The sequence below is a fragment of the Pseudomonas sp. R43(2017) genome (assembly GCF_002112345.1).
GTDB classification, from domain to species: domain Bacteria; phylum Pseudomonadota; class Gammaproteobacteria; order Pseudomonadales; family Pseudomonadaceae; genus Aquipseudomonas; species Aquipseudomonas kribbensis.
Map to the genome: position 1 here is coordinate 592083 of NZ_NEHJ01000001.1, position 12601 is coordinate 604683.

At 61.2% G+C, this 12601-nt stretch carries 10 protein-coding genes; 7 read left to right on the forward strand and 3 right to left on the reverse strand.

The window, feature by feature from the left end; genetic code table 11:
- Positions 1-49 precede the first annotated feature (49 nt).
- The 3 genes from CAG02_RS02585 (at position 50) to CAG02_RS02595 (ending at position 2666) form a co-directional block, all read left to right on the forward strand.
- A complete protein-coding gene (locus CAG02_RS02585) occupies positions 50-1516 on the forward strand; it encodes a nucleobase:cation symporter-2 family protein (protein WP_085708182.1) in 1467 nt (488 codons plus the stop codon).
- Positions 1517-1586: 70 nt separating this feature from the next.
- Positions 1587-2060, forward strand: coding sequence for an LEA type 2 family protein (locus tag CAG02_RS02590; protein ID WP_085708183.1), 474 nt, complete (start codon positions 1587-1589; stop codon positions 2058-2060).
- 51 nt (positions 2061-2111) lie between these two features.
- Positions 2112-2666 carry a GNAT family N-acetyltransferase gene (locus tag CAG02_RS02595; RefSeq protein WP_085708184.1) on the forward strand — a complete coding sequence of 185 codons (555 nt, stop codon included), beginning with the start codon at positions 2112-2114 and terminating at the stop codon, positions 2664-2666.
- Here CAG02_RS02595 and CAG02_RS02600 read toward each other — a convergent pair.
- Positions 2656-3579: a carbon-nitrogen hydrolase family protein gene (locus CAG02_RS02600; protein WP_085708185.1), complete on the reverse strand. Its 924-nt coding sequence runs from the start codon at positions 3577-3579 to the stop codon at positions 2656-2658. The two genes, CAG02_RS02595 and CAG02_RS02600, sit on opposite strands and share 11 nt — an antisense overlap.
- Before the next feature lie 84 nt (positions 3580-3663).
- On the opposite strand from CAG02_RS02600, the gene CAG02_RS02605 reads away from it, so the two are divergent.
- A complete protein-coding gene (locus tag CAG02_RS02605) occupies positions 3664-4578 on the forward strand; it encodes a LysR family transcriptional regulator (protein WP_085708186.1) in 915 nt (304 codons plus the stop codon).
- Here the strand turns inward: CAG02_RS02605 and CAG02_RS02610 are convergent, their stop codons facing one another.
- Complete coding sequence (locus CAG02_RS02610) at positions 4579-4833, reverse strand: hypothetical protein (RefSeq protein WP_007957535.1); 255 nt, start codon at positions 4831-4833, stop codon at positions 4579-4581.
- A 153-nt stretch (positions 4834-4986) separates the two neighbouring features.
- On the opposite strand from CAG02_RS02610, the gene CAG02_RS02615 reads away from it, so the two are divergent.
- Positions 4987-5304 carry a YqjD family protein gene (locus CAG02_RS02615; RefSeq protein ID WP_016982860.1) on the forward strand — a complete coding sequence of 106 codons (318 nt, stop codon included), beginning with the start codon at positions 4987-4989 and terminating at the stop codon, positions 5302-5304.
- 55 nt (positions 5305-5359) lie between these two features.
- Here the strand turns inward: CAG02_RS02615 and CAG02_RS02620 are convergent, their stop codons facing one another.
- Positions 5360-6391, reverse strand: coding sequence for an Ldh family oxidoreductase (locus tag CAG02_RS02620; protein WP_085708187.1), 1032 nt, complete (start codon positions 6389-6391; stop codon positions 5360-5362).
- A 207-nt stretch (positions 6392-6598) separates the two neighbouring features.
- Between CAG02_RS02620 and CAG02_RS02625 the strand changes: the two genes are divergently transcribed.
- Together CAG02_RS02625 and CAG02_RS02630 are read left to right on the forward strand one after the other, a co-directional pair.
- On the forward strand, positions 6599-11383 hold the full coding sequence (locus tag CAG02_RS02625) for a dermonecrotic toxin domain-containing protein (protein ID WP_085708188.1): 4785 nt from the start codon (positions 6599-6601) through the stop codon (positions 11381-11383).
- Between the two features lie 214 nt (positions 11384-11597).
- Positions 11598-12599: a FecR family protein gene (locus CAG02_RS02630; protein ID WP_085708189.1), complete on the forward strand. Its 1002-nt coding sequence runs from the start codon at positions 11598-11600 to the stop codon at positions 12597-12599.
- The last annotated feature ends 2 nt before the right edge of the window (positions 12600-12601 follow it).

Genomic DNA, 12601 nt, shown 5'->3' on the forward strand with positions numbered 1-12601 from the left:
TGCGCACCCATTTTCCGACCCGGCCCCGCATTGCGGCACGCAAACCACCATGACCGTCTCTGAAAAAGCCCCGCGCAACAACGATCTCATCTACGGTCTCAACGACCGTCCGCACTTCACCGCGACGGTGTTTGCCGCCCTGCAACACGTGCTGGCCAGCTTCGTCGGCATCATCACCCCGACCCTGATCATGGGCGGCGCCCTCGGTCTGCAAAGTGAAATCCCTTACCTGATCAGCATGGCGCTGTTTGTGTCCGGCCTCGGCACCTTCGTCCAGGCCAAGCGTTTCGGCCCGGTCGGCTCGGGGCTGCTCTGCCTGCAAGGCACCAGTTTTTCCTTTATCAGCGTGATTCTCAGCGCCGGTTTCATGGTCAAGGCCCGGGGCGGCGGCACCGATGAAATCCTGTCGACCATTTTCGGCGTGTGCTTCTTTGCCGCGTTCATCGAAGTGGTGCTGAGCCAGTTCATCGGCAAGCTGCGCATGCTGATCACCCCGGTGGTGACCGGCACCATCATTACGCTGATGGGCCTGTCGCTGATCAAAGTGGCGATGACCGACATTGCCGGCGGCTTCGGCGCGGCGGATCTGGGCGCGGGCAGCCATGTGTTCCTGGCGGCGCTGGTGCTGGGCACCATCGTGGTGTTGAATCGGGTCGACGTGCCGTTCCTGCGCCTGGGCGCGATCGTCATCGGCCTGACCCTCGGCTACGTGGTGGCGTGGCTGATGGGCACCGTGGATTTCGCCAACTTGCCCGAAGTGCCGGTGGTCAGCGTGCCGGTGCCGTTCAAGTACGGTTTCAACTTCGACTGGGTGGCGTTTGTGCCGGTGGCGGTGATTTTCCTGGTGTCGCCGCTGGAAGCTGCCGGTGACCTGACCGCCAACTCGATGATTTCCCGGCAACCGGTCAAAGGCCCGTTGTATATCCGCCGGATCAAGTCCGGGCTGCTGGCCGACGGCCTCAACTCGGCGATGGCTGCGGTGTTCAACAGCATGCCGATGGTGACCTTCGCCCAGAACAACGGGGTGATTCAGCTCACCGGCGTGGCCAGCCGCTACGTGGCGTTCTTCATTGCCGGTCTGCTGGTGCTGCTGGGCCTGTTCCCGATGATCGGCGCGGTGCTGCAATTGATGCCGAAACCGGTACTGGGCGGCGCGGAGCTGGTGATGTTTGGCACCGTGGCGGTGGCCGGGATCAAGATACTCGCCGAGGCCGGCCTGCATCGGCGCAACATGCTGATCGTGGCGATTTCCGTCGGTATGGGCCTGGGCATCGCCGCCGTGCCGGAAGTGCTGCGCGAACTGCCGCAGGCGCTGCGCAATATTTTCGAATCGCCGATCACCGTTGGCGCGCTGTGTGCGATCGTGCTGAACATCTTCCTGCCGGAAGAGTTCATCGAACTGGAAGAGGATGATTTCGACCCGGAAGCCTCTATCCTTCAGGTCATGGAAAACCCCGACATGCCGGCCAAAGCTGAACCTGCCTCCCCGGCCGCTGTCGCACAGTTGAACCGTTGATCCTGTCCGCTCGATGAAAAAAGGGCTGATACCGGCAACGGTTCAGCCCTTTTTCAATGAGAGAGCATCAATGCGTCGTATCCAAGCCGTCATCCTGTCCCTGCTTCTGCTCTCCCTCAGTGCTTGTGCGCTGTTTCCCAACCGTGACCCGGTGAACATCAACGTGGTCGGCGTCGAACCGCTGCCGAGCCAGGACCTGGAAGTGCGCTTCGCCATCAAGCTGCGGGTGCAGAACCCCAACGAAACCGCCATCGATTACAACGGCATCGCGCTGGACCTTGACGTGAACGGGCATTCGTTTGCGTCCGGTGTCAGCGATCAAAGCGGTTCCATCCCACGGTTCTCCGAAGCCATCGTCAGCGTCCCGGTGAGCATTTCGGCATTCTCGGTGTTGCGCCAGACCCTGGGGCTGAGCCAGACGCAATCCCTCGACAACCTGCCTTATGTGCTGCGCGGCAAACTGGCGGGCGGTGTGTTTGGCACCATGCGTTTTGTCGACAGTGGCAAGCTCAGCCTGCCGCGAGCCAGTGCCGCAAACTGGTAAAGATGCGGTAGCCTGCGGCGCTCACTGGAATAAAACGGAAGGCTCAGGTTTATGGAAGACACGCCCACGCTGTACACCGAACGGCTGATTCTGCGCCCGCTGGAGCTGGCCGACGCCGAGGCCATCCAGCAGAAGTTTGCGCACTGGGAAGTGGTGCGTTACCTGAACGCTTTGGTGCCCTGGCCCTATCCGGACGATGGCGCCCTCACCTACCTGCGGGACATTGCGCTGCCGGCGATTGCGGCAGGCAAAGAGTGGCACTGGACGATTCGTCTCAAGTCGGCACCCGAGCAATTGATCGGCAACATCAGCCTGATGGACGAGCCGGACAACCATCGCGGGTTCTGGCTCGCCCCCGACTGGCAGGGCCAGGGCCTGATGACCGAAGCCAGCGAAGCCGTGACCCGCTACTGGTTCGAAACCCTCGATCAACCGCTGATGCGCGTGCCGAAAGCCGCACCGAATATTGGCTCGCGCAAGCTCTCGGAGCGCACCGGCATGCGCTTGATCCGCACCGACGAGGATGACTTCGTCAGCGGCCGCTTCCCACGGGAAATCTGGGAAATCACGCGTGAGGAGTGGCAACAGCAGCGCCTCAAGCGGTGAAGCGCACACCGAGTTTGGCGCGCTCGTCCACGCTCAACTCGAACACATCCGGCCGTGCATAGTGGCCGACCACGTCGTAGTCATAGCGGGCCCGCACCAGTTCATCGGTGTCGATCTCGGCGGTGAGCAATCCGGCCTCGCCCCGAAGCGGCCCGGCCAGCACATCGCCCATCGGCCCGACGATCACGCTGCCACCGGCGATCAGTGGTCGATCCCCCGGCCAATTGGCAACCTCCACGCCCAACTCATTCGGCGAGGCCTGCACCTGACAGGCGCTGACCACAAAGCAGCGCCCTTCATGGGCGATGTGGCGCATGCTCACTTGCCACATCTCGCGCTCATCCACGGTCGGCGCGCACCAGACCTCAATGCCCTTGGCGTACATCGCGGTGCGCAGCAGCGGCATCATGTTTTCCCAGCAGATGACTGCGCCGAGTTTGCCGACCTGAGTGTCGAGCACCGGCAGGGTCGAGCCGTCGCCCTTGCCCCAGATCAGCCGTTCGGTGCCGGTGGGCATGAGTTTGCGGTGTTTGGCCACCAGGCCCGCCTGCGGGTCGAAATACAGGGCGGTGCAATGCAGGGTGCTGCCGGCCCGTTCGATCACACCGATCACCAGATTGGCCCCGGTGCGCGCCGACAGTCCGGCCAGTGCTTCGGTTTCCACGCCTGGCACATCGATGGCGTTGGCGAAATAACGGGCGTAGGCCTCGCGCCCTTCGGGCAAGCGATAACCCAGTTGCGTGCCGAAGCCCTCGCCTTTCGGATAACCGCCGAGCAGCGCTTCGGGCATCACCACCAGCGCGGCACCGGACTCGATGATGGCGCCTTCCCAGCTCAGGATCTGTTCCAGGGTTTCCCCCTTGCCACCTGGCAAGGCGCCGATCTGCAGGGCGGCAACGATTGATTTGGGCATGGCGGTCACTCCGTAAAGTTCAGGTGTTGCTCATTCTCCGGCGCCACGGGATCATGAATAAAGCCCGACTCACTGCTGAATGATATGAACCAAATGAATATCGCTTCCGTCGACCTGAACCTGCTGAAAGTCTTTGAAGCACTGCATGAAGAGTCCAGTGCCAGCCGAGCGGCATTACGTCTGGGTGTGACGCAATCAGCGGTTAGCGCCGCGTTGCGCCGGTTGCGCGAGGTGTATGGCGATCAATTGTTCGTGCGCACCGGTCGGGGTCTTGCGCCAACGCTCAAGGCCAATCAGTTGAAACCGGTGGTCAGCGATGCCCTGAACAAGTGCCGGCAGAGCCTGGCGATGGTCGACCCGGCAGCCAATCAGTACGACGGGCGCTCGGTCAGTATCGGGCTGTCGGATGATTTCGAAATCGCCTACGGGCGGCGTCTGATCGAAGAAATCGGGCGACGGGCGCCGAAGTTGCGTCTGATCTTCCGCCAGACCCACAGCCAGATCGTCGCCCGGGCCCTGATGGAGCGCAGCATTGACCTGGCGATCACCGCGGGCGGGTTCGCCGAGCGGCTGCTCAGCCGTCAGGTCTTGGGTGAAGGGGGTTACGCGTGTCTGGTGGATCCGGCGAGCCTTGCGCCCGGCCAGCAGCAGATCGGTCTGGAGGAGTTCGTCACCCGGGAGCACATTCTGGTGTCGTCGGGCGGTTTTATCGGGATCACCGATGAGGGGCTGGCGGCGCTCGGCTTGAGTCGCCGGGTGTGCGCCTCGACCACGCATTTCGCGGCGTTGCCGCATCTGCTCAAGGGCAGTACCGCTGTGGCGACCATCCCGACCCACGCGGCGCAGGCCATTGCGTCCCTGAGCGGGCTGGCCCTGCTGCCCTGCCCGCTGGCCTTGCCGCGTTATCCGGTCGAACTGGGCTGGCGCACCAATACCCAGATCGATCCGGTGGTGCTGAAGGTTCGCGAAGCGATTGTCGCCAGTTTCAAGACCGAATGATTACTTGTTGGCCGCCATCAAACGGTTGACTTCACTGCGCACCATGTTGGCGAACTCCGGCGGCGACATGCCGTCCAGCTCGGCGCGCACGAATTCGGCCCATTTGCCCTTGCGCTTGGAGCGCTCGCCGAACAATCGTGCGGCTTCGCCCTTGGCTTTGCCCAGATTGTTCTGCCAGAGTTCGAACAGTCGGGATTTCTCGTCTTCCAGCGCAGCGCGCTCTGCGAGGGATTTGTCGGCCAGATTGAAGCTCATGGGGAATTACCTGCTGCATGAAATGGCGACATCTTACACGCTGGACGGAAATCTCCGGCGCTGGTTTTTCTTCCTGAAAGAAATTCACTGCAACTTTTCAAGCAGCGCCACACTCCATTGTTCACTGTCCATTCACCTGCAAGGAGTCACCCAATGGCCCGCAAAAGCGCCGTTCAAGCCGCTGAAGACCAAATCAAGGATCAAGCGTTCAGCGAACTTCAGGCTCTGATCGAAGAGTCGGACAAACTGCTCAAAAGCAGTGCCTCACTGGTCGGCGAGGAAGCGGAAACCCTGCGCGGACAAATCGCCCTGAAACTGCAGCAGGCACTGGATTCGGTGTCCAGCGTGCGTGACCGCACCAAACCGGCGGTTGACGCTACCGAGAGCTACATCGGTGGCCACCCGTGGCAGACCGTGGCGATTTCCGCCGGTTTCGGTCTGGTGGTCGGTCTGTTGCTCGGCCGCCGCTGAGCGAGAACAAAAAAGGCGAGCCATCGGGCTCGCCTTTTTCATGTCCGCTCAATTGTCATTCGCCCGCCAGTTCACGCAACTGCGCCAGGGTCTGCTCATCCAGCACGATGCCCTCGGCCAATGATCTGGCCCGTTGCAAATGCCGCCGATCACCCGGCAAACGCTTGAGCCCTACCCCATGCATCTGCCTGACCAGCTCCTGACTGCGCTCGGCGAAGCTCTGCCCGGCGGTCTTGCTCGGGTCGATCACGATCAGCAACTGACCGGTCCACGGGGTCTTGGCCCCGGGATGGTTCTTCCAGTCGAACTCGAACGAGAAATTGCCACCGGTCAGCGCTGCCGCCAACAGCTCAACCATCATCGACAACGCCGAGCCCTTGTGCCCGCCAAACGGCAGCAAGGCGCCGCCCTCGAGAATCGCTTTCGGATCACAGGTCGGCTGGCCGAGGCTGTCCACGCCCATGCCCGCCGGCAGTTTTTCACCTTTGCGCGCGGCGATCTGCACGTCGCCGTGGGCGATGGCGCTGGTGGCCAGGTCGAACACGATCGGCGCTCCGTCGGCCCGAGGCGCAGCGAAAGCAATGGGATTGGTGCCGAACAGGGGGCGGTCGGCGCCGTGGGGCACCACACAGGTCATGCTGTTGACCACGCTCAGCGCCACCAGGCCTTCGTCGGCGAACGGCTCGACGTCCGGCCACAGCGCGGCGAAATGATGGGAATTGCGGATCGCCAATATCGCGATCCCGGCACTGCGGGCCTTTTCCACCAGCAGCGGACGTGCCGCCGCCAGCGCAGGCTGGGCGAAACCGTTACCGGCATCGACACTGACAAACCCTGATGCGACGTCCTCGACCTTTGGCACAGCCTTGCCGTTGACCCAGCCGCTGTTGAGGGTCGAGACATATCCCGGGATCCGGAATACACCATGACTGTGGGCGCCGTCCCGCTCGGCGTTGGCGCAATTGGCGGCCAGCGTTGCGGCCACCTCGGCCGAGGTGCCGTGACGGATAAAGATCGTTTCCAGCAGTTGAGTCAGCTCGTCCAGGGACACCGTGGACGAGATCGCATGATCGTGTGGCGCAGACATCTGAAGCTCCAGAATAATTATTGGAGGGAACAACAGCGTACGAACTGACGCATCCGGATTAACCACGGGCAGCCGGTGGCCTGTCAACCCTGCAATGTCTGTGGTGAAACTTCCAGGCAATATTCATATACCACCTGCGACGGCTCCCCGGTCCCTAGCCTCACGTCTCGCCATTCACGTGCCCACGCACACTTTTCGAGACTTGAGATGCCCACACCCGCATTGCTGTTCCCAGAAGCCCTCGACTCCCCGGGGCTGTGGCCCGAACTGGGCAGAATCCACGGCCTTGAAGACAAGGATTTCCGCTGGCTGGCCGATGTCCGGCTGGCGTCCGATAGATTACGGCGCCAGCAGAGGCCGCCGATGTTGGCCGAACGTATTCTGCTCACCGCCGACAACCAGTTACCCGTCACGCTGCCAGGCGCATTCGTTCTGAGTGAAACCCCTTACGACAAGGGCCAGATCCTTTACACCCCGTACGACGGCATCCGCAAATATCACAGTCGCGCCAACCTGAGGGCACAGCTCGAAGCACGCCTCAGAACAGTCGACGATCAGGACACCCTGCTGGCCTTTCTACCGCTGGCCCAGCAACGACGACTGCAGGATGCCGAGCGCATTTCGGTGACGTTTTCGATCATCGAAGAAGATGTGTTCGAGGAACGCGATACCTCCCTCAGGCAAGGTCCGTTGCTCAATGCCCAGGCCGTGCTGGACGAACTGAAGAAACTGCCGACTCTCACCCAATTGCTGGACAGCGCACTGGATGAACTGCTCCAGCCCCACTTCGGGGCGTTGCAGCAGAGTCGCACCCGGGTCAGCGTTTACTCGGCTCAAGACACGGATGGCAATTCCGAGCCCGCCGGTGATGTCCCCCGGGTCGACTCCATGAGCCTGAGCGAGGCCGTGTTGCTGCACTACCGCCACCAGCGCTGGTTGGGTACTCGCCAGCCCGGGTTTTCCCATCCCGCCAGGACACCGGGCCCCCATGACCAGGAACAATGGAGAAATGCCGTCATCCAGGCCTCCGGCATGTTGCCGGCGTTGCTCTTCCGGCAGCTGGAACATTACTGGAACGCTGCCGCAGTCTTGGGTTCGACGCGCCGTGCTTTCCTGGCCCGGGTACTGGAGGATCAGGCGCGAGTCGACTGGATGCGCAAGCGCGAAGCCGGAATCCTCGACGCAAACCAGTTCGACACGCTGCATCAGTTGATCCGGCCGACAGCCGAGCACCCTTCTGCCCCCATCACCGAAACCGTTCGCCTCTGGGAAAACCCGGCCAATTATGTCGAGCTGGCAGGCTCATTGATGATCAGCAGCGGTTCTGATGCGTTTCTCTACACGCCATCTCAAGGACTGCACCAGCTCAAGGACTATCAGGACCTGAAAGCGACCCTGCAGAGCAAGTTCGTTGCCGAAGGCCACGAGGATGAACTCTATGCCCTGCTGAGCCTGGAGGAACGCAGCCGCTTCCTGGGCTTCGATCGGCCTCAGGTTTCGGGAGACCGGGTGGCCGGCGAGGTGTTCCGGTTCCTGTGCGAATCGATCATCACCAAGCAACGACAGAACGTCGAGTACGCCCTGCAAGTGTTTCGTCTGAGCGACGGAGCGGTAAACCTCCATGCACTGTTCGACAAGAGCGTGGATATCCGCTCGATGATTCACGAACATCTGCTGCAACTCGATGCCCAGGGGCGCTGGAGCACACAACCGGTCTGGTCCGGCAGCCAGCAGCCTTCGATCCTTCTGGCCGACAAGGCCCGCGCGGCGATCAGGACGTACCATGCGGTCGAGACGCCACTGCTGGAAAATCTCGACAGACAGCCCATGACAACCCGGGACACCCAGCGCGCCTGGCTTGAGAACATGAAAGCGGATCTGGCCCATGCCTGGTTCGTCGGCGTGAACGGTGAAGCCCGTCTCAGGGCATCGAGTGGCAGTCTGCCGGCCTGGGCCCAGGCCGTCGTCGAAACCGTCATCAACGCTGACCGACCGAGTCGCCTGGAACGTCCGGGGCTTGGAGGTTTCCGGCCCGATGCCTTTGCCCTCACCCTCGAGACGCCCGACGGCAAGACCGTCTGGCCCCTGGCCCATTGCGTCTTCATGACCGAACGCGGCGGCCTCGACGCCCGTCACTCGGGACGTGCCGTGTTGTGGACGCCGGCACTGGGGCTGGAGGCTTTCGACAGCGTCGCCAATGCCCGACAGACGCTGAACAGGCGGCTGCTCGACAACGTTCAAAGCCTGTCAGTGCTGGAGAACATCCTTCCCGAGCAGTACCAGCCCCATCAGCGTTATACCCTCGGGCGGTTGCGCACCCTTCATGGCAACGTGTTGCAAGACCGTATTCAGTCGGCCGTCGAGCACTATCTGTCGCGATGCGAACAGGTACGTCAGCGCCTGCAGGACAGCACGAAACGGGAAAAGGCCCTGTCAGCGCTGCGCGGGATGCCACCCCAGACCAACCTGCGCCTGGCGAGTGAACATGCCCGGGCCATCGAGAACCAACAGACATTTCCTGCCTGGCTGAGTATGGCCCCGGTCATGGATCAGAAGCGACACGTCGAACTGCTTGAACGCTGGAACCGCAATGTCGTCGACGACAAGGATTACCTGACAGGCGTCACACCGCTGGTCGAGCATGTCGAACACGCACTGAAAACCTCGCTCGCCCTGCGCTTTCCGAACGAGCACCTCGATCCCCGACAGATCGAAATCATCCCCAATCTGGCGCTGGCCGGCCCTCCCCGCAACCTGGTCGATTTTGCCCTCAATCACGTCAACGTACTCCAGGGCACGGGTTACAAGGTGGTGTCGAAAACCACCGAATCGCTGCCTCCCGGACTGGATCGCAGAGCGGTCGATCAATTGCTGCTGTCGCTGGAGATCCCGACGACCTTTGGACACAAGGTAGCGGCGGCTCTCTCGACGGACACGCTTGAAGGTCGTGAACGCAAGCAACGCTTTTTCCGCCAGGTGCCCTGGCAATTGATGCAGCATGCCCACGCATTGAAACTTCAGCAGCATTTGTCGACTGCCGCTTATACCCAGGTCTGCCAGGCACTGGACATGCCTGATGGCTATGCTCGCGCCACCGTGTCCGGTGCCCATGTCGTCGTGAGCCCGCTGGCACTGGTCAAGACAATCGGTGCCAGCGCAGAAACCGCGTTGGGACTTTACGTCTTTGCTCCAGGTCAGCGGCACGATGGGCCTCTGGTGTTGTACGCGCCGTATGCCGAACAGCTGTTTCACGAATTCAGGACCGAGATGGAACTGATCGCAGCCCTGAATACACCGGGGCCTCTGCAGAACCTGTTGCTTCGGCGCCTGCCCGCCGGCCGGCAGGCGGTTTTTCGCAGCCTGCTGGCAGCCACGGCGGGCCAGACCAGCGAAATGACCCTGGCCAGTCACCCCATCGAAGGCAACCTGCTGGAGCAGCTGTATAACGACAACCTCAAGCTCCTGCAGCAGCAGCTCGAATCACAGACAGAACGCGAAGCACAGTCAGATTGGGAAAACGTCAAGACCCTGTTCAGCCATGGCATCAGGCAGGTCGCGACAACGTTGCAAGGCAAACTGGCCTTTGTGCCCTTTCTCTGGCGCGCCTACGACGAGTTCAAAGACTCGGCCGAAGCCTTGCAGGACCATCACTGGAAACGGGCCATGCAGTCGTTTATTGCCGGCGGCGTGCAAATGGTGCAGATGGCGTTGCTGCCGGAGATTTCGACCGATGCCGCAACTGCCGGGCAACAAACCCGTGAAGCCGCGTCGCCCGATATCGCTGAAGTGGAGCCGACTTCGCCAATACGCACCGTGATGCAATCTTTCGAAGCCACCCACGTTGCGCTCAAGGATCTGGCGTACGGCTCGACAACGGGAACCTACCACCAGCCCGACACGAATCGCGACTATGCAGCCATCAACGGCAAGGTCTATCAGGTCACAAAACGCGACTCATCCTGGCAATTGACGGGTGCCGGTAAACACAGTTTCCGGTTTCAGAAAAGCGGTCTGGCCATGGTACAGAGCCCGACGCATCAGACCGTCCACTACGGCCAGGCCTTCAGAAAGCTGGCCGAGCGCAACACCATTTCCCGACTGCGCCGCACGATGCTGAACATCGAGGCTCGCGGGATGGACGAAATCCGTCTGAAATACCCGGACAAGGCCAGGATGCTGGTAAACGCCATCGACCTTGCGCGGCGCTATGCCTTCTACTGCCTGCATAATCTGACACCGCTCAGCCACGGCACCGACAATCCCCGGGTGAGCCGATTCATTGAACGTTTTTTTGATGTGCCAACCGTCACTACCGCAACACTTGCCAAGATCAGCGCGACGATCCTGCCGATCTGTCGGGCGCTGGTGGATCCGGCCGATGAGTTGCTGGATTCCGATAGATTTGTCGTCGGTTCGAACCGGTTCATGCACGATGTGATTGCGTTCGTACTGGACGGTGACGAGAAGAAACTGGTGCATTTCACCGAGCACTTTTTTGACCAGCAACTGGGTCAGTTCAAAAACCATTTGCTGGAGGCATTCGATGTCGATGGCCATGCACAGGCGTCAACGTTGATTCACGAGTTTTCCCACCAGTACAGCAAGGCGCTGGATATCGCCTCGTTAAGAGCTCGGGAGCCGTTCAGCGACCTGATCTCGACCATCACGGCTCCTGGAGCGTTACTGTTTCAGGAGCTGCAGTTCGATCAGACATCTGCATTGTCTCTGAGCACTCCCCGGGCACAATTGTTCGCCGAATGGAATACGACACTCAAGTCCTGGGTCGACATCGACAAGGTCCCGGACATGCAGCTCATCAGTGAAGAAGTTCTGAAGCTGACGGGAAGCAAAACCATGCAGGAAGCTCGCAACGCCTTTCTCGATCCGCAGACGCCGGACGTGCGAATCGACGTCATCTTGCGCAACGCCGACTCCATCGCCCGCCTGATCTGCGAAATCGGCCGGCAGCTCGATCCGGTTCAGTCCCCTTGACGCACGTTGCACGCGGGCCCGGCGCCCGCGCGCAAATGCGAACAGTGCGCTTTTGATCATTTTTTCACTCTGCATCGTGAATACTGTGCTCAATACATCCCGTGTTTCAGGGGTATGACGGAGGAAGCAGCGCCTCATTGATGGGAAATCGCCATGACCCCGGTTCTCGCCACCTTCCCGTCAAGGTTAGAATGCAGCAAATCAGGACGAGTCAATGACCCAGAACACCCTTTCCGAAGCCGAATACGATGCGATCACCGATGCCGCTGCGCATTGGTGCATGCGCCTGCACGCCGTCGATTGCACCGCCGAGGAACGGCTGGCATTCGAACAATGGCGCGACGCGCACCCGCTGCACGCGTTCGAATACGAGGCCATGCTGGAAATCTGGGATGTCGCCGAACACCTGCCGCGCCCGGAGCCAGCGGTAATCGTGCCGATCCGGCCACCGGCCCGGACCTGGCGTCAATATGCGGTAGCGGCGTCCGTTTGCGCGCTGGCGCTGCCGCTGGCGGCCTGGACCGGATGGAACCTTGGCTGGCTGCCCAACAGCTATCAGCATTTCGCGGCCACCGACAACGTCCGCCACGTCACCTTGAGCGATGGCAGTCAGGTCGAGCTGAACCTCAATACCGATCTGACCTTCAGCAATTACAAGGACGAGCGCCGGGTCACCCTGAAAAAGGGCGAGGCATTCTTTGAAGTCAGCCACGACCTGAGCCACCCGTTCATCGTGAAGGCGGCCGAAGGCAGGATTCGCGTCACCGGTACCCGGTTCAACGTCTGGATGTATGAAGACCAGGTGAAGGTCAATCTGGTCGAGGGTTCCGTACTGGTCACCAGCAACACTCAGTTGTCCGGTGACGGCCTGCGTTTGGGGCCTTCGATGCAGGCTCGCTACAAGCACGGCGACTACATGCCGCAAATCAGCCAGACCTACGCCAGCGATACTTCGCTGGCCTGGCGCAGCGGCAAGCTGATCCTCGACAACCTGGCGTTGAACGAAGCCCTGCCACTGATCAACCGTTACCTGGACAAACCGCTGATGCTGGCCGACAGCGCCACGGGTTCGATCCGGGTCGGCGGCATCTACAACATCAAGGAGCTGAACAGCTTCGCCGGCTCGATGCCCAAAGTCCTGCCGGTGTTCATCACCCGCAACCAGGACGGCAACCCGGTGATCAACCCGATGCCGCAGCAACCGCCAAAAAGCTGAAG